This window comes from Bacillus sp. J14TS2, from assembly GCF_018333015.1.
GTDB lineage: Bacteria > Bacillota > Bacilli > Bacillales > Bacillaceae_C > Lederbergia.
In genome coordinates this window covers 1-23,167 of sequence record NZ_BORE01000001.1, presented here as the reverse complement: position 1 = coordinate 23,167, position 23,167 = coordinate 1, and the positions used below count along the sequence as shown (strand labels likewise).

General features: G+C 37.4%; 21 protein-coding genes and 4 pseudogenes. 17 read left to right on the top strand and 8 right to left on the bottom strand.

The annotated features are described in order from the left end of the window. Positions 1 to 173: 173 nt before the first annotated feature. The 3 genes and pseudogenes from KI375_RS00120 to KI375_RS27845 all read right to left on the bottom strand — a co-directional run bounded on the left by KI375_RS00120 (position 174) and on the right by KI375_RS27845 (position 1,734). Complete coding sequence (locus KI375_RS00120; RefSeq protein ID WP_212971546.1) at positions 174 to 950, bottom strand: phosphomevalonate kinase; 777 nt, start codon at positions 948 to 950, stop codon at positions 174 to 176. A gap of 237 nt (positions 951 to 1,187) precedes the next feature. After that, positions 1,188 to 1,358 (bottom strand): annotated as a pseudogene (locus KI375_RS27850) (hypothetical protein); the annotation flags it as partial. Between the two features lie 247 nt (positions 1,359 to 1,605). Continuing rightward, a complete protein-coding gene (locus tag KI375_RS27845) occupies positions 1,606 to 1,734 on the bottom strand; it encodes a GHMP family kinase ATP-binding protein (RefSeq protein ID WP_483861593.1) in 129 nt (42 codons plus the stop codon). Positions 1,735 to 2,578: 844 nt separating this feature from the next. On the opposite strand from KI375_RS27845, the gene KI375_RS00105 reads away from it, so the two are divergent. The 4 genes and pseudogenes from KI375_RS00105 (at position 2,579) to KI375_RS00090 (ending at position 5,361) form a co-directional block, all read left to right on the top strand. Beyond that, on the top strand, positions 2,579 to 2,752 hold the full coding sequence (locus KI375_RS00105) for an META domain-containing protein (protein WP_212971545.1): 174 nt from the start codon (positions 2,579 to 2,581) through the stop codon (positions 2,750 to 2,752). A gap of 124 nt (positions 2,753 to 2,876) precedes the next feature. Then, positions 2,877 to 3,287 (top strand): alpha-hydroxy-acid oxidizing protein, encoded by a 411-nt coding sequence (locus KI375_RS00100; RefSeq protein WP_244852115.1) that lies wholly within the window; start codon positions 2,877 to 2,879, stop codon positions 3,285 to 3,287. Positions 3,288 to 3,499: 212 nt separating this feature from the next. Further along, positions 3,500 to 4,006 (top strand): annotated as a pseudogene (locus KI375_RS00095) (MFS transporter); the annotation flags it as partial. A gap of 500 nt (positions 4,007 to 4,506) precedes the next feature. Further along, complete coding sequence (locus KI375_RS00090; RefSeq protein WP_212971543.1) at positions 4,507 to 5,361, top strand: 5'-methylthioadenosine/S-adenosylhomocysteine nucleosidase; 855 nt, start codon at positions 4,507 to 4,509, stop codon at positions 5,359 to 5,361. A gap of 103 nt (positions 5,362 to 5,464) precedes the next feature. Here the strand turns inward: KI375_RS00090 and KI375_RS00085 are convergent, their stop codons facing one another. Beyond that, complete coding sequence (locus KI375_RS00085) at positions 5,465 to 6,598, bottom strand: 5-methyltetrahydropteroyltriglutamate--homocysteine S-methyltransferase (protein ID WP_212971542.1); 1,134 nt, start codon at positions 6,596 to 6,598, stop codon at positions 5,465 to 5,467. 323 nt (positions 6,599 to 6,921) lie between these two features. On the opposite strand from KI375_RS00085, the gene KI375_RS00080 reads away from it, so the two are divergent. The 6 genes and pseudogenes from KI375_RS00080 (at position 6,922) to KI375_RS00055 (ending at position 12,626) form a co-directional block, all read left to right on the top strand. Further along, positions 6,922 to 7,842: a carbohydrate ABC transporter permease gene (locus KI375_RS00080; RefSeq protein WP_212971541.1), complete on the top strand. Its 921-nt coding sequence runs from the start codon at positions 6,922 to 6,924 to the stop codon at positions 7,840 to 7,842. A gap of 19 nt (positions 7,843 to 7,861) precedes the next feature. After that, complete coding sequence (locus tag KI375_RS00075) at positions 7,862 to 8,716, top strand: carbohydrate ABC transporter permease (protein ID WP_244852113.1); 855 nt, start codon at positions 7,862 to 7,864, stop codon at positions 8,714 to 8,716. 36 nt (positions 8,717 to 8,752) lie between these two features. Next, positions 8,753 to 10,144, top strand: a complete 1,392-nt coding sequence (locus tag KI375_RS00070) for an extracellular solute-binding protein (RefSeq protein WP_244852111.1) — start codon at positions 8,753 to 8,755, stop codon at positions 10,142 to 10,144. A 183-nt stretch (positions 10,145 to 10,327) separates the two neighbouring features. Continuing rightward, positions 10,328 to 10,580: pseudogene (locus KI375_RS27225) on the top strand (GNAT family N-acetyltransferase); the annotation flags it as partial. 221 nt (positions 10,581 to 10,801) lie between these two features. Continuing rightward, positions 10,802 to 12,121: a sulfatase family protein gene (locus KI375_RS00060; protein WP_212971540.1), complete on the top strand. Its 1,320-nt coding sequence runs from the start codon at positions 10,802 to 10,804 to the stop codon at positions 12,119 to 12,121. A gap of 130 nt (positions 12,122 to 12,251) precedes the next feature. Next, entirely contained in the window at positions 12,252 to 12,626 is a 375-nt protein-coding gene (locus KI375_RS00055; protein ID WP_244852109.1) for a nuclear transport factor 2 family protein, read from the top strand. A gap of 190 nt (positions 12,627 to 12,816) precedes the next feature. Here KI375_RS00055 and KI375_RS00050 read toward each other — a convergent pair whose 3' ends face one another. From KI375_RS00050 to KI375_RS00040, 3 genes are read right to left on the bottom strand one after another with little or no spacing between them, the layout of a single operon-like run. Then, the gene (locus tag KI375_RS00050; protein ID WP_212971539.1) at positions 12,817 to 14,316 is read right to left on the bottom strand and encodes a sulfatase; all 1,500 of its coding nucleotides are present in this window, start codon (positions 14,314 to 14,316) and stop codon (positions 12,817 to 12,819) included. Between the two features lie 6 nt (positions 14,317 to 14,322). Beyond that, positions 14,323 to 14,649 carry a PTS sugar transporter subunit IIB gene (locus tag KI375_RS00045; protein ID WP_212971538.1) on the bottom strand — a complete coding sequence of 109 codons (327 nt, stop codon included), beginning with the start codon at positions 14,647 to 14,649 and terminating at the stop codon, positions 14,323 to 14,325. Positions 14,650 to 14,684: 35 nt separating this feature from the next. Then, a complete protein-coding gene (locus tag KI375_RS00040; RefSeq protein ID WP_212971537.1) occupies positions 14,685 to 16,004 on the bottom strand; it encodes a PTS sugar transporter subunit IIC in 1,320 nt (439 codons plus the stop codon). 389 nt (positions 16,005 to 16,393) lie between these two features. Here KI375_RS00040 and KI375_RS00035 point away from each other — a divergent pair, with 389 nt between their 5' ends. The 7 genes from KI375_RS00035 (at position 16,394) to ptsP (ending at position 22,898) form a co-directional block, all read left to right on the top strand. Further along, entirely contained in the window at positions 16,394 to 17,176 is a 783-nt protein-coding gene (locus KI375_RS00035) for a DeoR/GlpR family DNA-binding transcription regulator (RefSeq protein ID WP_212971536.1), read from the top strand. A 16-nt stretch (positions 17,177 to 17,192) separates the two neighbouring features. Beyond that, on the top strand, positions 17,193 to 17,645 hold the full coding sequence (locus KI375_RS00030) for a PTS sugar transporter subunit IIA (RefSeq protein ID WP_212971535.1): 453 nt from the start codon (positions 17,193 to 17,195) through the stop codon (positions 17,643 to 17,645). A 1-nt stretch (position 17,646) separates the two neighbouring features. After that, on the top strand, positions 17,647 to 18,711 hold the full coding sequence (gene ulaG, locus KI375_RS00025; protein ID WP_212971534.1) for an L-ascorbate 6-phosphate lactonase: 1,065 nt from the start codon (positions 17,647 to 17,649) through the stop codon (positions 18,709 to 18,711). A 145-nt stretch (positions 18,712 to 18,856) separates the two neighbouring features. Beyond that, a complete protein-coding gene (locus tag KI375_RS00020) occupies positions 18,857 to 19,495 on the top strand; it encodes a 3-keto-L-gulonate-6-phosphate decarboxylase UlaD (RefSeq protein ID WP_212971533.1) in 639 nt (212 codons plus the stop codon). A 5-nt stretch (positions 19,496 to 19,500) separates the two neighbouring features. Continuing rightward, positions 19,501 to 20,364: an L-ribulose-5-phosphate 3-epimerase gene (locus KI375_RS00015; protein ID WP_280528610.1), complete on the top strand. Its 864-nt coding sequence runs from the start codon at positions 19,501 to 19,503 to the stop codon at positions 20,362 to 20,364. Further along, complete coding sequence (gene araD, locus KI375_RS00010) at positions 20,348 to 21,061, top strand: L-ribulose-5-phosphate 4-epimerase AraD (protein ID WP_212971532.1); 714 nt, start codon at positions 20,348 to 20,350, stop codon at positions 21,059 to 21,061. The genes KI375_RS00015 and araD overlap by 17 nt, the downstream gene beginning before the upstream one ends. Before the next feature lie 121 nt (positions 21,062 to 21,182). Then, positions 21,183 to 22,898 (top strand): phosphoenolpyruvate--protein phosphotransferase, encoded by a 1,716-nt coding sequence (ptsP, locus tag KI375_RS00005; RefSeq protein ID WP_212971531.1) that lies wholly within the window; start codon positions 21,183 to 21,185, stop codon positions 22,896 to 22,898. Here ptsP and KI375_RS27220 read toward each other — a convergent pair. After that, positions 22,815 to 23,167, bottom strand: a pseudogene (locus KI375_RS27220) (hypothetical protein); the annotation flags it as partial. The gene ptsP and the pseudogene KI375_RS27220 sit on opposite strands and share 84 nt — an antisense overlap.

Sequence of the window (23,167 nt, the reverse complement as noted above, 5' to 3'; positions counted from 1 at the left end):
GTTTAGAAAAGTTTTATATTTATACAGCTGAATCAAATTCATAATGTTTTATCTTAAAAATGCTCGTAAGAGCAGAATTTCTAAAATATGTTTTTTTAAGTTTTATGTAGCGTCTTGAACAGCTTTAAAATAATCCAGATTGATGCGATCACAAGCTGAGTTTGCATCATAAATCAATCCATCAGGATGAAGTGTAAGGTCAAGCGGCTTGATTCCTGCTTTTCCCAGGCATTTTTTAATTGTTCCACCTTTTCTTCAGATGGGAGAAAAGCAATTCCACAGTCGCCACTGCCTGCCCCGGAAGGCTTTCCGACACCACCGTGCTGTTCCGCTAAATCGTACAGGGTGGTCAGTGCCGGTGTTTCAATATCAACACCGGCGTTTCTGCCTAATTCTGCAAGTGCTCGGCGGTTTAACCTGACTCCTTCAATTACCTGTACAGGATCGGCATGCGTGACCCCATCGAGAAAGCTGCTAACTGCCACGCTACTGTTAGAGAGAAATTGTTCGTACTGTGATGAATTCGAATCCTTCAAATCTCTGATTTTCCTAATAAGCGAAGAAGTAAGTGCAGGTGAACCGGTCCAGCCTATACACATATGTATAGTTTCCGGTAGCTTGATCGGTTTAACTGTAAAATACGGCCAATCCGATTCAGCAAGTTTCGTAATTGTATTCGCATCGTTATAAGCACGTAACAGCCAGTCAGCCTGAAATGATGAATATCGCAGTAATCCGCCGTGAGAGGATGCGGCAACATCAGCACCGGATCCGTTCCCTTGCGTGATAACATGGGAAATGGAAGCATGCTTAAAAATCAGCTGTTTAGATGGTTCATGCGGCAAAAACCGCTTTAAAATTGCAGAAACTACTGCAGTGGCCACAGCTGCGCTCGAACCGAGGCCGTATTTACGCCCACCTGTATCATCAAGTTCGCTGCGAACCGACAAATGACATGGCTTCGGTAAAATATTATGTTCCAGCAGATATATATACGGCTGACATGGGATTCTCCACAAATCGTATCCGATTGTCATCCGACTTGACAGAGACTTTGTCCCCGGTCCATTAATTTTATAAAAAATTATATATTCTAAAACTTTGTCTTTAAATCTTTTGTTCCCATAACCATAATTTTAGGAGACAAACTTTCAATATTTCTCTTTATGTGATTCGCTGTCCTGCTTTTAGAAAGAACAATCACACAATCGCCCCGCACCTGTTAATTTAGCCCCCAGTCCTCCATTTTTTAAAGCAATTTTTACAATGTCATCTAAGATTGGAAGGCTCGAACCCATTTTTTTCAAAACCACGTGACTCGAATTCATTAATTTCCATAATTCATTCAGCGCACCCTTAGTTAGGAGTTGAAAAAACTTTTCAGTATTATATACCTAACTGGTTTAGGTATCTTGTGGTGTCATCTGTTGCTGTTCCCATCATCTTATGAAGAAAATCGAGATTTTTTGGATAGCCATACTTTTGGAAATATGTAAGTTGCCCACTAACAACAGTTGCTGCATCCAAACCACTGGGCTTCCCGTACGCAATCGTTTCACCTATAGAAACGAATTCTAATATTTCTGTTTTAGATAAATTCAACGACTATAAATCATTTAATGCAAGTACAATCGAATGGAATAAGGCAGCAGAAGAGCCCATTCCCCTAGCTAAAGATATATTACTTTCAATTTTTAAAGATAATGGATCAAAAATATTTAAGCGCTTTCGAATCTTTTTTAAAATGAATCTGGAACACTATCTAATACTTTTTCCAAAACCAATTCTTTTCATATTCCTTTATACTTCATTTCCGAATTCACAATAAAAAGTCGGACGCTAGTTTTAGACGCTTAAACATTATTTACGTTAAACCATTTATTTACATTTAAGGTGATTAAAATAATGTTTTAATAGAGAAAACTGTCTTATCTTGGGTTTTCTGTTACTGATTCCACCTTTAAGTAAGTACTCCATTTTAGGTATCTTTTTAACACTATCCGTCAAACTCTCTCCTCCATTTTTAATTTTTATGTAGTCTAACCAGCGCACAATTTTTTCTACACCACCGTAATGACATACCAGGACTTTTCTATAAGTTTTCAAAACTGATAGACTAGCATGTATAAAATTCACAATGAATAGATTTTAAATTTGATATTTTCTGCATTAAAAATATTGATTTCCCCCTAAGATATCAAGTGGTGGTAGTAGGTCATTCATGGTAAAACTATATACTCAACTCTTGATGACAGTCTATGGTGTGTAATAGTATATTACCAAAAAATGACAAAAATTCAAATAAATTACATTCCTTTATCATTTTCTTTACGAAGATGGAAAGAGTTACACAAAACACAATATTAATATTGATAGGTATAACGTTAGATTAAACCCATTAATTCAAACTTTAACTTGAAGAGATACAAAAATTATTATTTTTACCAATCGGGGCATTATTGTTCATTTTAGGTACACCCAAATTGAACAAAAATAAAGGAGAAATCATAAAATCATTACGTTGTCCTATTCATCCATTTCCCGAATAGAGTAGACATTAAAAAGGAAGAAGAAAACAATGAAAAAATTCATCCCATTACTATTATTGTTCGCAATGTTGGCTGGTTGCGGAAGTAAAAATATAGCTAATGATTTACAAGCGGAAAAGTGGAATGTTGTTGCTACTAATGGCGAAAGTTACACTGGGGAATTTCGCCAAGATACAGTTTCTTTTAAAATGGGGTTTGTTTAATGTTGTTATGTCTTATCAAGTTGATAGGGAGATAATTAGACTAAGAAGATACTGAAGATACTTATGAATATGAGATCAAAAACCTATTGGCGTTAAGGAAGTAGGATGGGGAATTGATGGGACGGTGGCCAAAAAGCTAACCGATGTCGGAATTGCCTTCATTGGTGTAGCGGGAGCTGACGGTACTTCATGGAGTCAGGTCGAGAAATTCCGGGCGAAGGACAAGGTAAAGGCCGAAGCAGCTGAGGCCTTTAGCGAATGGGGAATCCCACCAGCCAAGTGTGTATTGTCCGTGCGAAAGCAAATTGAGAAACAACCGATTGTGGCTAGTGTCGGGATGAGAACAGGCTTAGACGCAGCCAAAGCCATTGCCATTGGAGCAGATATGCTTGGATTTGGACGATCAATCTTGAAAGAAGCAACCCAATCAAGAAGCAACCCAATCGACAGAAGATGTTATGCGTGTGATGGAAACGCGAGAATTGGAACTAAAAATGGCCATGTTCGGAATCGGCTGTTCATCTTTAGCAGCTAAAACAGACGGATAGGGTGAAGATCTGATGAGGAAGGGTCCCTCGAGAAGGAGGCCCTTTTTCCTGTAAAATCGTATATAATAATCCCAAGACTAAATGTGTATTTTACATTATATTTTCCAAATGCTTATTCCGGTAGTATCAAAAATTCTATGAAAACAAAAGTCTAAAAGTAGCTCTAAGGTCTAAATGTGGTGATAAGCAGTCGCAATCGAATGGAATTATGTCACTTGTTAACGGACATTTATTTGATAAATATGGTCCTAGATGGTTAGTGATCCCTGGTTTTATATTAGGGCTTACTTCGGTGCTTGTCTTTTCCAAGATATCAACTACTACTCATGGGCTAACGATTATCGTCTTCTATACCCTTTTAATGGTAGGGATGTCTATGATTACAACACCGTCGCAAACAAATGGATTAAATCAATTGGAACGAGGTAATTATCCTGATGGGACAGCAATTGTGAATACCACCATTCAGACTTCTGGTGCAATTGGTACGCCTATCGCTGTCAGTATACTCAATAGAAGTCAAAATGCTTTTTTAGCTCAAGTAAATAATCCTCAGAATGCTACTGCTCAGATAGGGGCCTTGGTTCAGGGGATTCAGCATGCATATAACTTTGCCATAATTGTAGCTATTATTGGCTTAATATGTTCCCTATTTATTAAACGTGTACTGGTTACTCAGTTAACACTAAAGAAATTCCCTCAATAAAAACAAGTAGCATAACGATGCATAAAGGCGCACATAAGGTCTTTTAAAAATACCGAACGTCGCTAAACGAGCGTCCCGCGTCTTTGCTCTTACACTTTACGCAAAAGTCGTAGGGATTTGGAACTGTATTTTGAAAGAGTCAATCAGTGAACCATTAATTTTAGAACGATTCACTCGAAAATACAGTCCCTAATGAAATTCAAAATGCTACTTGGTATTGTAAAATTCCCTGTTTATTTCCTTATCTAGAGAAACAAGCTATTGAGAACGGGGACTTGGGGAAGGGGCTTTGCAATGGCTAAAATAAATTTGGGAGTTTCGCTGAGATCCATACTTCGGCAGAATAACTATTTTTTAAACTGCTACTAATTCTATCATCTTTTTAAACACATATATCTTCCTATTGTTATTTTTATAGATACTCCTTATACTGTTAAAGGTGAACATTATAAAATTATAATAATTAAATGTTCGGTTTTTACTTCGATAGGGGGATCATAATGACAAAAAGTATCAAAGTATTGGCGATTCTAGCTATTTCCATTTTGATGTTAATGGGTTGTGCATCGGCACAAGAAACATCAAAGAAAACAAATGAACAATCTGTAAAGACGGAACCTATTGCTGTACAAGGTGCGATGGATGTTGAAGTTTCCGCATTACTTGATGCAATGGGGGACTATAAAGAAGAAAAATATGGCAATTATTCATTTTATGTTGGAGAAATTGAAGAGCTTCCTGTTGTTGTTTCAAGAACAGAGGTGGGCATGGTCAATGCCGCTGCATCCACTGCACTTTTGATTGAGAAATATCATCCTAAAGCGATTATCAACCAAGGAACAGCAGGTGGACATGATCCGGATGTTCATGTATTTGATACAGTCATTGGTACAGAGGTTATGAATATTGGTAGCTTCCGCTCTGATCATTTAGATGAAGGACAAGGAATGAAGCCGGAAAAATGGCTGCATATGACCACTGATATTAGAGAAGCAGATGGAGAAACGAAAGAGTATGCATCGCTTCCAAGTGATGAAAAGTTAGTAGAAGCAGCTTTAAGTGTGGTAGATCAATACGAATATGGTGATGTAGTAGAGGGGAAAATTGGAAGTGGAGACTGGTGGAACAGAGAAATTGATCGAATCCAATGGTTCCACGAAAACTTCGGAACAAGTGCCGAAGAAATGGAGGCTTTTGCTGTCGCTCAAGTCGCTCATGTACAAGATGTACCTTTTCTATCTATACGCACTATCTCAAACTCTGAAGTAACAGATGATAATATTGAAGATTTAGAAAAAGCAGGACAATACGGCGCTGAATTTTCTGTTGAAGTCGTGAAGGCAATTGGGAAATAGAAGAAGACCACGAGAACTTGGTTAAACAAAAGCGGACCCATGCTGGATCCGCTTTTGTTTTTCTAGCGTGGCAATTGATTAGAACCTAACCCCAATAATAAATTTATTGAACGGGTACTTTTCCCCAAACCACTTCAGCTATTTCAATCACATGTTTTATTTTATTCCACTGTTCTTCTTCTGTTAGGTTATTCGCTCCCTCTTCGGTGCTTGAGAATCCACATTGTGGACTTAGAGCTAATTGGTCTAGGGAGATGGATTGACTTGCTTCTTTTATACGTTGGATAATGGCTTCTTTATCCTCAAGCTCACCATTTTTACTTGAGATAAGTCCTAGTACAACTGTTATATCTTTATTAATAATCTCTTGTAATGGTTCAAATCCACCAGAACGTTCATCATCATATTCCAAGAAGTAACTGTCATAAGGCAGTTGATCGAAAAATTTAGCCACCTGTTCATAGCCACCTTCATAAAGATAGGTTGATTTGAAATTTCCTTTGCACATATGGGTCGCGACAATCATATCCTCTGGTTTATCCTTTAATGCGACCTGAATGGTCTTCACCAGCAAAGCGACAAGCTCATCAATTTTTAGCCCGCTAATTTTCTCCAAGAAATGAGGAAATTCAGGGTCTGCCAGGGCTGATAGGACCGTATCATCAAGTTGTAGATATCGGCAGCCTGCCTCATAAAATTTCTGAACAGTCTCCTGATAAGCAATTGCCAAATCTTCAAACAAATCATGAAGATTAGGGTAGAGCTCCTTTTCTTGATCACTTGGGATTCGATATAACATTTGACTTGGAGAAGGAATCGTTACCTTGGCTAGTTGTGAACCATCTCCATGTTCATCCACTTTCCTTTTCAAATACGCAAAATCTTGGATCATATAATGTGCTCCGAAGCGGATTTTACCCGTCACCTTGTAAGAATCGGCACTGGTCGTTTCCCCTTTAAATGCAATCCCGCCTTCTCGTTTGGTATACTCCACACCTTCTAATCCCCAGAAAAAATCATGCATAAACCAAGCTCTTCTGAATTCGCCATCTGTGATCGCTTTTAAACCAACGTCTATTTGCTTCTTTATTAACTTTTCAATTTCTTGATCCTCAACTAATCTTAAAGCCACTTGACTTAAATTCCCAGCTCGATAAGAAGCTCTGGCTTCTTTCAAAGGCCCCGTTCTTAAAAAACTCCCAACATGATCCGCTTTCAAAGGTAAATGACGTGCCATATTATCTCAGTTCCTTTCCTAAAAAAATAAACTTCTACTGAAACTAAATTCTGCTGTATCACAAGCATAGCAGAAAAAGGTGGTATAGTATAAAACTTAATATTTATGAGGAGTGATAGCCAGAGGTTATATCAAAGTGTGTGCTGGGTTAAGGAATTATTCAAAATTCCCTAGAATCTCTTTATTGGTGGATAAGGAAGGTGCTCCCCTGAAAGAATTAACATATAAAGAAGTTATTAAGAATAATCTTGATAACAGATAGTACTTAACTGTGCTTTCCATTTTAATAAGGATGCTATTACTTAACTAGGAAGGAGAATATCATGATTAATAGCCAGACGGAAACAAACATTAAAACAAGTACACAAAAAGCAGGAAAAAAAAGAACGGATTCAAGTTATGTTTGGTATCTTTTTCTTATTCCTAGTTTTTTAGGAATTTTTCTATTTATGGTCTATCCTATTCTTGAATCGCTACGATTGAGTTTCTATCAATCTAATGGGACACTTGAAAAGTTTATCGGTCTCTCTAATTTTAAAAATGTATTAACTTCAGGTCCTTTTTGGAACTCCGTTTGGAATACCTTTTTCATTGGTATTTTTCAAGTAATGATTACGATTCCTTTAGGATTTATCTTTGCGTCCTTAATCAATTCTACGAAAAGATGGCAGAACCTTTTTAAAGTTGTCTATTTTTTACCTAATGTTACATCCATTGTTGCAGCTTCCATGATATTTGCTTTTGTTTTGCATCCAGATATGGGGATTGTCAACTATGCACTTGATTCATTAGGTTTGCCAACACTCGGATGGTTTTCATCTCCATCTACATCAAAGTGGGGAGTGATTTTGCTATCTGTTTGGCATTGGATCGGCTTTGTAATTATAATCTGCCTGGCAAATTTGCAGGCGCTATCTACCGAAATGTATGAAGCGGCTAAAATAGATGGAGCAAGTGGCATGCAACAGTGGGTTTTTATTACTGTACCCAATATGGCTCCTACTTTTGCGTTTTTGCTTATCACAGGATGGATTGGTGCTTTACAACGTTTTAACGAAGTTTTTGTTTTAGGTGGACCCAGTGGAAGCCCGGCACGCTCTATTCAAACGATGGGGGCATTTATTTATGAAAGGGGATTCACGGGCTTTGAGTTTGGAATTGCTTCAGCAGCCACATATATTATGTTCATTATTATATTGATCTTTACTTTTATTAATCTTAAAGTCTCGAATATGAAATTATAAACGAGGGAGGGGAGAATAGATGATCAATGCAATGTCTAATAAGAAATTGGGAAACATATCAGATTGGGTAAAATTTGTGATTTTATTAATCTTTGGTGTTTTATTAATGACTCCATTTATATGGATGGTGAGTGTTGGATTTGACCGAACGGCAAACGTTACAATGCCGTTTCCACCACGATTAATCGCAGAAGAAGTATCACCATTTAACTATGGAATTGTATTTGAAAACGGAAGATTGATTCAATCCTATATAAACTCTGGAATCGTAACAATTAGTTCGGTGTTTATAGGTGTAGCTTCCTCCCTTTTAGCGGGATATGCCTTTTCAAAGGGGAATTTTAAAGGAAAGAAAGTTCTATTTATTATCGTGCTCTGTACATTAATGATCCCAATAGAGCCACGTTTAATTCCGTTATATACATTGTTTAATAAAGTGGGGTTATTAAATACTTTTTGGCCATTGATTCTGCCAACTTTAATTAATGGGATGCTTATTTTTCTCTGTAAGCAGTTTTTCGATCAGCTACCAGACACATTGCGGGAGGCCGCCCAAATTGACGGTGCAGGTGAATTCAAAGTTTTCTTTCGAGTGTATCTCCCTCTCGCGGGTCCAATTGCAGCAACAATGGTCATTTTGGCCTTTATTTGGAGTTGGAACGACTTTATGTGGCCGTTAGTTGTCCTAAACAATCAAAATTTACACACTGTACCCCTTTATCTAGCAAGTTTCTCTTTAGAAAATGGAACAAGTTTAGGAGGACTAACCATGGCATTAGCGACTGTTAGTATTCTTCCAATCGTCATATTGTATCTATTTTTACAAAGATATGTAATTCAAAGTATTGCTTTAAGTGGGGTAAAAGGGGAATAGTTTTTTACATTTATTAAAATATGAGGGGGAAGTAATGTGATTAGACCTGTGTTTAGAAGAGGAACCTTTTTAACGCCATTATTTATGGTGTTATTGTCGGTTGTGATAGTTGGTTGTAGTACGAATCCGGGCGGCTCATCCACTGATTCCGAACAAAAGGCAACAAATACAGTAGATGGAGAATGGGCAGGTCAAACGATTAAGGTACAGTTGATTGGCGATTTCGATATGGAATCTTCGACAGACCCAATCACAGGTGAAAAAACGAAAGGATTAACGGTATTAAAAGAGGAATTTGAGAAACAATATCCTGGTGCAAAAGTCGAGTTCATTCTTATGCCATGGGAAGGGTACACAGAGAAAACACAAGCAATGATCACCTCGGGTGAAGCGGATGTCTATCAAATGCCCGGCGTAGCGGACTATGCCCCTCAAGATGTCTTAGAACCATTACAACCTTATATTGATAAAGATGATGACTTTAGTCTAGATATTTTTATTGATAACCAAGTGGACGGTTGGAAAGTGTTAGGGCCAGATAGTGATGAACTGCAAATTTGGGGATTACCATTTTTAGGGGATGCACGGTTTATTGCTTATGATAAAGAGCTTTTTGATCAATGGGGTGTAGAATATTTGTCTGAATTTCCAACGATGGAAGAAATTGAGGAAAAGGCAAAAAAGATGACTGGTACTAATCCTGAAACGGGGGAACAAAACTATGGGATATGGTTTAGAGGAGATTATGATTCCGCCTTTAGACTTGTGAATATAGCTGAAGGGCAAAACGGACAATGGGGAACAGGCTTTGCTTGGGATGAAATTGAATTTGAATTTGATTCACCAGAAATGGTGAATGGATTAAATTGGTTATTGGATCTGCAAGAATATGCACCAAAAGGGATTGTAAGTAATCAAGGAAATGAAAAATGGTTAACAAAAGACAATAATATTGCAATTTTGTTAAATCAGGGACCTGGAGATATAGTTAAAAAATCGTATGCGCAGGGGCTGGAGGATCGAATTGGAATCGCACAAGAATTTAAAAATGATGAAGGGATAGGCGGAATGTTTGCCGGTAGTCCAATCGCGATTGCCAAAAACAGTAAAAATAAAGATTTGGCGTGGGAATGGCTTAAATTTGCTACCAGTGATTTCGCACAAAAATATGTATTTGAAGAAGCTGGCGGAATTCCGGCTGTGAAATCTGCCAACGACTGGGATAGTGTGAAAGAAAAGGATAAGTTAATGTTACCGGTTCTTGAAGCAATGGGTACCCCGTGGACACCAAGATATCCATGGGCATCATCACAACCAAGGTATATCTTATCTTCAGAGATTGAAGCAGCTTTAACAGGAGAAAGAAGTACCGAAAAAGCGCTAGAGAAAGCACAGAAGGAAAGTACCGAGTGGTTGGAAAATCGATAGTAGATGATAAAAACGGGGGTTTTTCCAGAGGGAACTCATTTCTCTGGAAGAATCCCCATTTTCTATGTAGAAAATCCCATATCTCTGGAACAGTTGCGCATTTTCCATGTAGGAACCCCATTTCATTTAAAAAGAAACCCATTTCCTAAAGAATGTGCTAGGCTTATGGACAATGCTTATTGAATTGGTGAAGAATACTGGGGAAAGGGTTACGGGACAGAAGCCGCAAAAGCAATGATCGATTTTGCATTTATGGAGAAGAAAATACCATAAAGTATTCGCGCGTTATTTCAAATCCAATCCTGCTTCTGGAAGAATTATGCAAAAAGTTGGGATGGTTCAAGATAGCTTATTGAAAGACCATTTAGTTAAAGATGATAAGTATGAAGACTTAATTTATTACGGATTAATCAATCCTGATGATATACCTAAATAAGGAACAGAACGAAAAAGTCTAAAATTTGCAGGTTTTGCTGCCTTACTTGCGTATTTAAGGCTTTTTCAATTTGTTGTTCCTCTACATATTCTCTAGCCCCTGCATCTTATGAATTGTATGATGAAAGTCCGCTTAGTATAATGAGAGATAATTCAACCATAGAAAATTTCAAGTGTATTTCCGTTCAGGACCAGTACAATAATAATTTGGAGGTCGATAGTATGGTAAAACCAAATATTTTAATGATTATTTCCCATGATACAGGTAGATATCTGGGAAGCTACGGTAAGAAGATTGAGACGCCAGCATTAAATCAACTTGCTGAGGAAGGAATTCAATTTAATCATTACTTTTGTTCTCAACCACAATGTAGCCCGAGTCGCGGTAGTATTTTAACCGGTATGTATGGACACAATCACGGTATGTTAGGATTGGCACATTTGGGACATTCAATGAACAGTCAAGTAAAAACAATTCCATCCGAGGTTAAAAAAGTAGGTTATAGTACTTGGCTGTTTGGTTTTCATCATGAATCAATTGCTGGAAATCAGGATGCCGAAAAATTAGGATATGATCATGTGATAAAAATACCTACTAATGCAGCTAGCAAAGTAACGGATAAGCTAGAAGACTTTTTGACGGAGAAAGCCAATAATGATGACATACCGTTTTATGCATCTGTTGGTTTTGAAGAAACACATCTACCAGTAGATCACTTTGAACCAGATCCTATTGATTCAGTAGAAGTTCCACCTTATCTGCCTGATACTGCTGGTGTAAAAAATGACATTGCTCATTTTCACGGTTCTGTGAAAGCGTTAGACTCTGCAGTTGGTAGAATTATGAAAAAGTTAAAAGAAACCGGACTGGATAAAAACACAATTCTTATTTATACAACAGATCACGGTATACCTTTCCCTAGAGCGAAGGGGACCTTATTAGATTCGGGTTTAGAAACTGCATTAATAATGAGATTTCCGGAAGACATGTATAACCAAGGTGGTCTTATGAAAGAGGAACTTCTATGTAATATTGATTTAATGCCTACATTATTGGAAGCAGCGGGTGCTGATATTCCTGAAGAAATAGATGGACACAGCTTTTTACCGCTAATAGCAGGGGATGATTATCAGCCCCGTGAAAGCTTCTTCTGTGAGCTAACTTGGCATGATCGATACCATCCTATGCGGGGAATACGTACGAACAAATATAAATATATACGTAATTTTGAAAAGGGACCAAAAGTGTACCTTCCATTGGATATACATCAAACTCTTGCCGGACAAGATGTTAGGGATGAATATTATGTTCCCAATACGGAAGAGGAATTGTATGATCTGCACAATGACCCTCTAGAACAAATTAATTTGGCAGATGATGAACAATTTATGGAAGTTGTGAAAGGGCTTCGGTCCAAAGTGGAAGAATGGATGAAAGCCACGAATGATCCATTATTACACGGACCAGTACCAGGTGAGGAAGCCCCGGGCTGGAAAGAGGAAGTGGAAAAAGGTAATTTTAAGAGGGAATTTATCAAATAGAAATTGATGCTTGCTAATGATGAAGGGAATACAACGCTTATCTCGTGTCTGGGGAAGACAGGAGATCATGCTTCCGAAGTTATCATGGATGGGAGGACTGCGCATTAAAGTTAAAGGAGGGAAAGCTGTAATGGATAGCTCAGTTATGAAGAATAAATTACAAGAATATGTAGATGTGTTTAATGCGGGCGATCTTAAACGTTTGATCGCACTATTCGCGGATGATGCGAAAGTGGAGGATCCCGTTGGGCAGCCGCCAAAGATAGGACGTCAAGAAATTGAAAAATTTTATCGTGAAAGTATGCTAGGAGGGGCCCAACTCGAATTATTAACATCACCCCGCGGTTCCTTCGGTAATGCAGCATCGATTACCTTTGCCGTTCATTCCAAAACGGAAGGTCGATCAATTCGTATCGATGTCACAGATGTAATGACCTTTGACGAAAACGGTAAAATAGTCACCATGCAAGCCTTTTGGGGACCAGACGATGTGCAACAGCTTTAGTTTAACGCCGAATTTATGATGAAAACATTTTGTGGCAGTCGGGTACGAAGGGTACCCCCCTGAAGTTTCGCTTTATCCAAATATATTCAAACTGAAATAAAGTGAACAGAAAGCACATTATTCCAGAATCATTCCAAAGTTAAGTGGAAATGGTTTACTGGAATAATGTGCTGATGTATTAACCATACAATTACTTTTTATGCTTCGTATCTAAGCCTATTCTTTCATACTGTTCATCTGGAGCTTCATTTTCTTCCATTAAGGTTAAAAGTTTAGTAATCATTTGCTCTTCTATTTCTTTATCTTCCATAGTGTGTAATTGTTTAGGATCCTTCTCTAAGTCAAACAGTAGATTGCCGAAATCATTGACCTTGTATTTGTCTTTTGCAGGCACTTTCAATACATTAAGACCCTTTGTAAATGAGAAACCTTCGACAAACTGGGCCTTAGCTAATTCCGATACTGTAAATAGGTTGTGCATGTGCATAGGCATTAATGTATAGTTAAACAAGTCATTCGTTTTATCTTTTAATGCCGCGCGCATATAAACATGTTTTCCATCCGTAACATTCACATGACCGCTAAATACCCCGAATAGGGCGGCTTCTCTTATCGGTGTGTCATCTTCAATTACATGTCGTAATGGTTTTCCTTCCATGTCCTCTGGTATTTCTAATCCAAAGAAGTCTAATAAAGTTGGTGCCCAGTCTATCAATTGAACAATTGAGCTTCTTTTCTCATTTTGAACTTTTAGCCTAGGGTCATAAATAAATAAGGGAGTATTCGCAACTTCATTATAATAGGGAACTTGGTTTTTACCCCAATATTGATGTTCTCCTAACATAAAACCATGATCTGTTCCTACAATTAACATTGTGTCTTCCCACATATTATAACGATCCATTAAATCTAATACCTTACCTAAGTTATGATCACACATCGTGACCAATGATTGATAAACTTTGCGTACTTGTTCAATTTCTTCGGATGTTTCACCTTCTACTTTTCCACGAGGCCAATCATAATGTTTTCCGTCATAATCTTTTTCATTGTACATATCAAGATAGTGATCCATAACTTGGAAAGGTTCATGAGGATCGAAAGTTTCAATTTGCAGCATCCAATTATCTTCTTTCCAGTTGTTATTAATAAATTCACAGCCTAGGTTAAAAACTTTTGTTTGCGGTTGATCTTCTTCCCGTTTGATATACTGTCTGTTTACCCAGTCATAACGCCATAGACTAGAAGTGTCGGTTCCTTGTTGATTTTTGGGAACGCGTACAACATCTGGAATATGTGGATCTTTCTTTTGACCTTTCCAATGATCGCCCTCTTGTCCACGTACAATTTCCCATGAAGAATATCGATTATGATAAGTAGATCCACCATCTTCCCAATAGTGTAAATGATCACTAATAAGATGAGAATAGACACCGGATTTTTTTAAAAGCTCGGGCATTGAATCATCGAAAGGCTCAAGTGGCCCCCATTCCCTATGAAGGAAATTTTTCCTTCCTGTGTGCAGCTCTCGACGAGCTGGCACACAGGGCATGCTTGAGACATAACTATTTTCAAAAGTAACAGCTTTTTGACTTAAACGTTCAAAATTAGGTGCGTATGTCTCGGTTCCTCCATATGGGGGGAGATAGTGTCGATTCAAGCTATCAAATAAGATAAATATTGCTTTCAAAAAAATCTACTCCTTTATAGCATTTTTATAACTGGTTTCTACAATATCCTGTATCTTATTCCCAATATCTTGACCATCCATCATATTGATTACTTCAATTACATGCTTATTTTTATTTTTCAGATCATCGACATCAACCATATCCATCAATTTCTTATTCACAGCAATAATATCAGCCCAACTAACATATCCCCCTAGTTCGCCAGCAGAGGTATGATCTAAATTCGCTTCAATATTTCTTTCTTTTAAGGCTTTTGCTGTGACTGTCTCTAACATTGCACTACTTCCTACACCATAACCGCAAACTAACAGTACATTAACTGAGTTTTTCATCATAATTCCTCCATTAAAATTTATATTTTTTAGATTTATGCATAAGGTCCCATAGATAGAGCTTTTGCAATCGCTTTTAGAATTTCAAGGAAAGCCGGCCACACGGTTGAAAAGTCAAACATACCCGACCAACCTACACCATCTGGTATACCAAGGAGTGGCAATGTCCAAACTGTACCAAATGACTGAATCATTCCTAATAATATGCCACAAATCATTACGGATTTATATCCACCATATTTATTGGCAAGCACCCCAATCGGCCCCCCACTAAAGAATAGTGGTATAAAACCAGGGATAACCATTACTGGACTTTTAAAAAATAGTAATAAAAGCATTGAAATGATTGTACCGAAAGTTGTGAAGATAAAGCCTAGTGTTGCAGCATTTGCTGAAAATGGGAGTAATGCAGCAACGTCTATTGCAGGAATCGCGTTTGGGATAAGTTTTTCTTGAATTCCCTTAAAAGATGCTGTGATTTCTCCAACCATCATCCGCACACCCTGTAATAGGATAACCATATACATAGAGAATTCTAACCCTAAGGTAAGAATGTAAATATACCAAGGTTGTCCACCTGATAATACTTCAATGTTTTTAATCCCGATTGTTAATAGAAAACCACCTGTGAAAACAATCATAGTAATGGCGATAGCGGTTACGTTATGGTTAAAAATCCCTAACCAGCCTGGTAAATTTAAGTTTTCTGCATCGTCTTTTTCTGGATCTCCAAACTTATGGGCGAACTTTGAGAAAAACCAAATAGCGAAGTTTTGATTATGCCCAATTGTAAAACCAGCATTGTTTGTTATCTTATTAATCGCTTTTATTGGTATGGTTGTTGCAATTGCCCAATAAATACCTAGTAAAACACCAGAAATTATGATCGTAGGTATCCAAGGCATATCAAGCCAATATGCCAGTAACCATAACATAGCTTGAGCATGAGCTACGCCACTATTACCAGTTAAAAATATTCCTTTCGCTTTTGTATATTTTCCAAAGTAAACAAGGACCAAGTTTACAAAAAAGGCTATTAGGAATACATATCCAACAAATCCAAAGTTATTACCTAACGCCTCTTGAGTGGCTGCTTTCATTGCGTATGAATCCATTAAATATCCTTTAATGCCATAAACATCACTTACCGCTGCAACTACTGGTTTAAACCCATCTGAAAACTGTTTTCCGCCAAATAGCACTAACATTAAACCAACCGCTGCGCTTACAGAACCTGTAATGACTTGGATGCGTGATTTCCCATTTAATGCATAACCTACACCAACTAATAACCCTATGATAATAGCAGGCTGGGTTAATAGTTCGTAGATTACGTTGAATATTGCGCTAAACATGTTTTCACCCCCACCATTCAGCCTTCTTTTAAAAGAAGAAATTTTTAAATCTCCCTCTAATAGTTCTTTCTATCACCCACCAAAAATGATTCATTAATTCGAAAGCGTATTCAAATAGTTTTAAAAAATGAATGAATTGAACGTATTCATGTTCGATTTGATTGTTGTGATAATATTAAATTATAAAAAAATAAATGTCAATACTTTTTTATAAATCTAAAACACCATTGAATTTACCGCTTCAACCATCGAATTGATCGTTTTAGTCTGCTAGAAAAAGTAATTGACATTCTTTCGTTTATAGATTAAAGTAGCTGTATGTTCGAATTGATCGTATTAGTGTTTGTTTTGATTTAAAAAATGTTCGATTTGATTGTGAGGGTATGAAAATGGAGAAAAAATTAAATATTGTTGACCAAAGAAAGCAAAGAATAATCAATTATTTAAGGAAACATAAAGTAGCAAAAACCGCTGATTTAAGTAAATCTTTAAATGTATCTGAGGTAACCATTAGGAGAGATATAAAGGAATTTGAAGATAGTAATCATATTGAGCGATTTCATGGCGGTATTAGACTGATTCAAGATATTACAGATAATGAAGTCCTCTACGAAGAAAAAGGAGGCAAATATACCAAAGAGAAAAAGGAAATCGCTAAAGAAACAGTTAAGCATATTGAAGATGGTGATACTATCTTTATTAATTCCGGATCCACAACACTATACGTTCTAAAAGAGATCAATGACTCGGGGAAAATCGTAAAAATTATTACAAATAACGCTTTAGCTCCCACTGTTATAGATAGGGATTCTGTAGAGCTGCTTATCACTGGTGGGGAATATAGAGCGAAATCTAAATCATTAATTGGTGAAAATGCGATTCAGATGATATCAAATATTGTGGCTAACAAATGTATATTAGGTATTAATGGTATTAGCGCAGAAGATGGGATCTTCACTTCTGTTTATCAGGAGGCAGGGGTGAATGAACAAATGATTGAATCTTGTTTTGGTGAAGTGATCGTTGTAGCAGATCATTCAAAAATTGGTAAGGTTTATAACTTTAGAAGCGCTGCCATAGAAAAAATAGACGTTCTTGTAGTGAACAACGATTCTAATATAGATGAAATAAACAACTTAAAAGAAAAAGGAGTAAACGTAATTATCCCTTGAAATGGAGGTATATAAAGTGGACTTTTTAGACTCCTTAATTGAAAACGATTCAGTTCTATTGAATGTAGAAGCAAGCAGTTGGGAAGAAGCGATCCAAAAAACTGTACAACCTTTAATTAATTCAGAGGCAGTATCTCAACAATATGTTGAGGAAATTATTAAATCCACAAATGAAATGGGACCGTATTATATTCTCATAGAAAATTTTGCAATGCCGCATGCCCGTCCAGGTAGTTATGTGATGAAAGATTCTTTTAGTTTCGTAACATTAAAAGAACCAGTCCTTTTTCCAGAAGATCAATCTGTTAAAGTACTTGTTTGCTTGGCCGCAACTAGTAATGAAAATCATCTTGGGAGTGCTCTACCACAAATTGCTGCAATTTTTTCCGATAGTAGTATCTTTGAGGAAATTAATCAAGCTAAAACAAAAACAGATATAGTAGATCTTTTTAAAGAAAGGAAGGATTAAAATGACTGAAATAAGCAAAATTACAAGAGATTCATGGGTATTAAGCACATTTCCAGAGTGGGGAACATGGCTAAATGAAGAAATTGAAGAAACAGTCGTCGAAAAAAATACTTTTGCTGCATGGTGGTTAGGCTGCACAGGTATATGGTTGAAGAGTGAAGGAAATGCAAATATTCTAGTTGATTTATGGTGTGGATCCGGAAAACGCACTAAAAAAACAAGCAAAATGAAGAAAGGGCATCAAATGATGCGTATGAGCGGGGTTGAAAATTTACAACCAAATTTACGAAACGCTCCATTTGTTATCGATCCTTTCGCAATTAAAGAGTTAGATGCACTTGTTGTCACCCATATTCATTCTGATCATCTCGATATTAATACAGCGGCAGCCGTATTACAGAACTGTGATGAATCGGTTCCTTTTATTGGACCGCAGGCGGTAGTGGATATTTGGAAAGGGTGGGGTGTACCGGAAGACCGTTGTATCATCGTTAAACCTGGTGACAAAATGAATATAAAAGATGTCGAATTAGTAGTCTTAGAATCATTTGATAGAACGGCGTTAATTACAGCTCCGCAGGAACTTGAATTAAAAGGGAAGCTACCTCAAGATATGGACGAGCTTTCAGTTAACTACTTATTTAATACTACAGGTGGAAGTTTGTATCATGCTGGTGATTCCCATTATTCAAACATGTTTGCTAAGCATGGAAATGAACATAAAATTGATGTTGTCTTAGGTGCGTATGGAGAAAACCCTCGTGGGATAACCGATAAAGTAACATCAGTCGATATGCTGCGTATGGCAGAAGCACTTAAAGCAAAAGTGGTGATTCCAGTCCATTATGATATTTGGACAAACTTTCAAGCAGATCCGAAAGAATTACAATTAATTTGGGAATCTAAAAAAGACCGTTTAAAATACCAATTCAAACCATATGTATGGCAAGTCGGCGGGAAATTTGTCTACCCTGATAACAAAGATGATCTGGAATATCATTTCCCAAGAGGATTTGATGACGTCTTTGTAAAAGAAAACGATCTACCATATCCTTCGTTCCTATAAAAAAATTAAGAGGGAGGCTGGGACCTAGCACAACACCGACGAACAATGCTTACTTTCCCGGGCGAATTATATGTACCATAACAGTTCGGTTTCCCTTTGATAAAAACACTTTCGTCCCAGTCTCTTTAGAAAAGGATGAGAAATTATGAATACTCCTAACTTACAAATAGCTTTAGATAATTCATCATTAGATGATGCTTTAAGGACTATAAAAGAAGCAGGTTCCATTGTCGATATTGTTGAAGCCGGCACGATTCTATGTCTAGCAGAAGGAATGCAAGCAGTGAAATGCCTTCGTGCATTATATCCAGATAAGATCGTTGTTGCAGATACAAAATGTGCTGATGCAGGAGCAACAGTCGCAAAAAATTGCAAGGATGCAGGTGCAGACTGGATGACCGTTATTTGTTCCGCAACAATCGCAACAATGAAAGCGGCGATGAAAGAAATCGATGAACTACAGGTAGAGTTATATGGGGATTGGACTTACGAGCAAGCACAGCAATGGTTAGATGCTGGTATTTCCCAGGTGGTATACCATCAAAGCCGAGATGCTCTGTTAGCTGGCGAAACCTGGGGGGAAAAAGATTTAATTAAAGTGAAGAAGTTAGTTGATATGGGCTTTAAGGTATCTGTTACAGGAGGGCTTAAATTAGAAACAATAAAGTTGTTTAAGGGTATTGATGTGTATACATTTATTGCCGGGAGGAGTATTACAGGCACGGAAGATCCAGCACAAGCAGCTAAAGACTTTCAAGATGAAATTAGACGAATTTGGGGCTGATCATATTGAATCCATTAGGAATATATGAAAAGGCGTTGCCAGCTAATATTTCCTGGTTAGAAAGGCTTGAATTGGCGAAAGAACTCAATTTTGATTATGTTGAGATGTCAATTGATGAAACGGATAAACGTTTAGCACGTCTAGATTGGACCCAAGAGGAAAGAAAGGCAGTGATTGATGGTGTTCTGAAAACAGGCATAAAAATACCGTCAATTTGTTTAAGTGGACATCGTCGCTTCCCACTTGGATCAACTAATGAACAGGTTAGAAAACAAGCTCTAGAAGTGATGCAAAAGGCAATTAATCTAGCATCTGATATTGGTGTACGTGTCATTCAATTGGCTGGTTATGATGTATATTATGAAGAAAAATCTATTCAGACCAGACATTATTATATAGAAGGAATGAAAAAGTGTTTAGAACTGGCCGCAGAAAAACAAATTACTTTAGCTATTGAAATAATGGATGACCCTTTTATAAATTCTGTTACTGAATACTATAAGGTAAAAAAACAATTACCATCTCCGTGGCTTAAAGTCTACCCTGATTTAGGTAACTTATCTGCATGGATTGAAAATGATGTAGGCTATGAGCTTGAGATAGGGATGCCGCAAATTGTTGGTGTCCATTTAAAGGATACGTTAGCAGTGGCGAATGGATTCCCGGGAAAATTCAAAGAAGTTCCCTTTGGGGAAGGCTGTGTTGATTTTGAAGGCTGTTTGAAAATATTAAAAGCTAATCATTATTCAGGACCATTCTTAATTGAAATGTGGAGTGAAAAGAGCGATCGTCCTGAAGAGGAAATTAAACAAGCGCTTTCCTTCTTATTACCAAAGTTTAAGGAGGCAGGTTATGACTACAAGAGATGAACGCATAAAAGAAATGCAACAAAATGTTTGTAAAGCTAATCTACGTCTACCTGATGAGGGGCTTATTAAACTAACTTGGGGGAATGTAAGCGAGGTAGATTATGACTATAACATAATTGTTATTAAGCCAAGTGGTGTTTCTTATTCCTTAATGAAATCGGAACATATGGTTGTTACAGATCTCGATGGAAATATCCTACAAGGTACTTACAAAGCCTCATCTGATTTAGCAACCCATGTTACACTATACAAAAATTTTAAGGATATTCGCTCGGTTGTGCATACACATTCAAAATATGCGGTTATGTGGGCACAGGCAAATAGAGATATACCCGTTTATGGAACAACCCATGCGGATGCTTTCTATGGACCCATTCCATGTACACGTGATTTAACAGCAGAGGAAATAAAAAAGGCATATGAAGCCGAAACAGGAAATGTGATTGTCGAGACTTTTAAGCAAAGATTTATTGATCCAAATGCGGTACCAGGTGTAATTGTCCATAGTCATGGACCATTTACTTGGGGGAAAAGTGTAAACGCAGCTGTAGAAAATAGTATTATTTTAGAGGAAGTAGCTGAAATGGCACTTCACACGGAGTCGTTATCATCTTCTCGACCACCAATATCCAATCATTTGCTAGATAAGCATTATTATAGAAAACATGGTTCAGATGCATATTATGGTCAAAAATGAATTACTCTTAGAAAGAAAACACTTGGTAATATCTGATTTCGTTGTGCATGAAGTGATAGAACAAATAAAAACGCTTAACTCATACCTGAAATCAAGTATAGAGAAAGGTCGGCTAATTAGTATGACAATTAAACAAGGCATCGCAGCTTCAAGCGGAATTGCAATTGCAAAATCATACCATCTGGCATCACCAGATTTATCATTTGAAAAAAGGCCCATCGATGATCCGAACGTTGAAATAAAACGTCTAGATAAAGCATTGGAAGTTTCAAAACAAGAGTTAGAGAAAATTAAAGAACATACTGAAAAAGAACTTGGTATTGAGCATGCAGATATTTTCTCAGCACATCTTTTAGTTTTAAGCGATCCGGAACTAATTAACCCGATGAAAGATAAAATTTCGTCCAGTAAAGTAATGGCAGAATCAGCATTAGAAGAAGTTACAAACATGTTTATTGATATGTTTGAAACGATGGATAATGAATATATGCGTGAACGTGCAGCTGATATTCGTGATGTAACCAAACGTGTAATGGCACATTTGCTTGGTGTTACTTTTCCAAATCCGGCGCTGATAGATGAAGAAGTAATTGTAATCGCTAATGACCTGACACCATCAGATACTGCACAATTAAACAGACAGTATGTAAAAGGATTTGCGACAGATATTGGCGGCCGTACATCACACTCGGCGATTATGGCAAGATCTCTTGAGATTCCAGCAGTCGTTGGAACCAAAGACATCACAAAAGCAGTTTCACAAAATGACTTAGTAATTGTTGATGGGAATGAAGGTACCGTCATGATCGATCCTTCAGATGAAGACCTAGCTCTATACCTTGAAAAACAAGATATGTTTGCAAGGCAAAAGGAGGAGTGGGCTAAACTGAAGGATGTGCCAACCTTTTCAGTTGATGGAAAACAGGTTGAATTAGTTTCCAACATAGGTACACCTGATGATGTTGCAGGTGTATTGAATAATGGCGGTGAAGGAATCGGCCTTTATCGGACAGAGTTTTTATACATGGGTAAAAATCAGCTGCCGACAGAGGACGAACAGTATGGGGCATACAAATCAGTATTAGAACAAATGGAAGATAAGCCAGTAGTTGTTCGGACATTGGATGTTGGCGGCGATAAAGAACTAAATTATTTAGAGCTGCCAAAAGAATTGAATCCGTTTCTAGGCTTTCGGGCTATCCGCTTCTGTTTGGCAAATGAACATGTCTTCCGTCCACAGTTGCGAGCACTACTCCGTGCCAGTGTACATGGAAACTTGAAAATAATGTTTCCGATGATTGCAACACTTGAGGAGTTCCGGCAGGCAAAAGCAATCTTAATGGATGAAAAGGAAAATTTACAAAACGAAGGCAAGGAAGTAGCGGATCAAATCGAAGTTGGAATTATGGTTGAAATCCCCTCGACGGCTATTACGGCAAAACAATTTGCCCAAGAGGTTGATTTTTTCAGTATTGGCACCAATGATCTAATACAATACACAATGGCGGCAGACCGCATGAATGAACAGGTTTCATACCTGTATCAGCCATATCATCCAGCTATTTTAAATCTTGTAAACAATGTGATCGAAGCAGCACACAGTGAAGGGAAATGGGTTGGGATGTGTGGTGAAATGGCCGGAGATCCAATTGCCATTCCCATATTGCTCGGACTGGGGCTCGATGAATTCAGCATGAGTGCAACATCTATCCTTCCTGCACGTACACAAATACTAGGATTATCCAAGAAAAAGCTAGCTGCCAATAAAGACATAATATTGGCAATGAGTACAACGGAAGAAGTTATTGAATTTGTAAGGAAAATAGCAGAAGAGTAAATGCATAGAATCATAGTGATTATTATAGAGAAAAGAGGCTGGGACATAACTAGCCAAAAATAAAAAAAGATGGATTCCACATCGAGTTTTGATGCGAAATCCATCTTTTTTGAAATCATTTATAAGTAGATACATAAAAAAGCGGCTAGAGGCAGTGTATCTTCTCAGATTCACTGCCATTAAGGCGAATCCCAATTCATTTTCCACTTTGGGTTTTCCTCGTACGGAGAAACGAGTGAAACCCAAATTAGCCTTCAAGAATCCAAAAA

What these genes read in the sequence shown, in the direction of transcription:
- KI375_RS00055 (WP_244852109.1), top strand. Translation starts at nt 12,252, where the DNA reads ATGGATAGCTCAGTTATGAAGAATAAATTACAAGAATATGTAGATGTG.
- ptsP (WP_212971531.1), top strand. Translation starts at nt 21,183, where the DNA reads ATGACAATTAAACAAGGCATCGCAGCTTCAAGCGGAATTGCAATTGCA.
- ulaG (WP_212971534.1), top strand. Translation starts at nt 17,647, where the DNA reads ATGACTGAAATAAGCAAAATTACAAGAGATTCATGGGTATTAAGCACA.
- KI375_RS00040 (WP_212971537.1), bottom strand. Translation starts at nt 16,004, where the DNA reads ATGTTTAGCGCAATATTCAACGTAATCTACGAACTATTAACCCAGCCT.
- KI375_RS00090 (WP_212971543.1), top strand. Translation starts at nt 4,507, where the DNA reads ATGACAAAAAGTATCAAAGTATTGGCGATTCTAGCTATTTCCATTTTG.
- KI375_RS00045 (WP_212971538.1), bottom strand. Translation starts at nt 14,649, where the DNA reads ATGAAAAACTCAGTTAATGTACTGTTAGTTTGCGGTTATGGTGTAGGA.
- KI375_RS00080 (WP_212971541.1), top strand. Translation starts at nt 6,922, where the DNA reads ATGATTAATAGCCAGACGGAAACAAACATTAAAACAAGTACACAAAAA.
- araD (WP_212971532.1), top strand. Translation starts at nt 20,348, where the DNA reads ATGACTACAAGAGATGAACGCATAAAAGAAATGCAACAAAATGTTTGT.
- KI375_RS00020 (WP_212971533.1), top strand. Translation starts at nt 18,857, where the DNA reads ATGAATACTCCTAACTTACAAATAGCTTTAGATAATTCATCATTAGAT.
- KI375_RS00105 (WP_212971545.1), top strand. Translation starts at nt 2,579, where the DNA reads ATGAAAAAATTCATCCCATTACTATTATTGTTCGCAATGTTGGCTGGT.
- KI375_RS00035 (WP_212971536.1), top strand. Translation starts at nt 16,394, where the DNA reads ATGGAGAAAAAATTAAATATTGTTGACCAAAGAAAGCAAAGAATAATC.
- KI375_RS00060 (WP_212971540.1), top strand. Translation starts at nt 10,802, where the DNA reads ATGGTAAAACCAAATATTTTAATGATTATTTCCCATGATACAGGTAGA.
- KI375_RS00075 (WP_244852113.1), top strand. Translation starts at nt 7,862, where the DNA reads ATGATCAATGCAATGTCTAATAAGAAATTGGGAAACATATCAGATTGG.
- KI375_RS00085 (WP_212971542.1), bottom strand. Translation starts at nt 6,598, where the DNA reads ATGGCACGTCATTTACCTTTGAAAGCGGATCATGTTGGGAGTTTTTTA.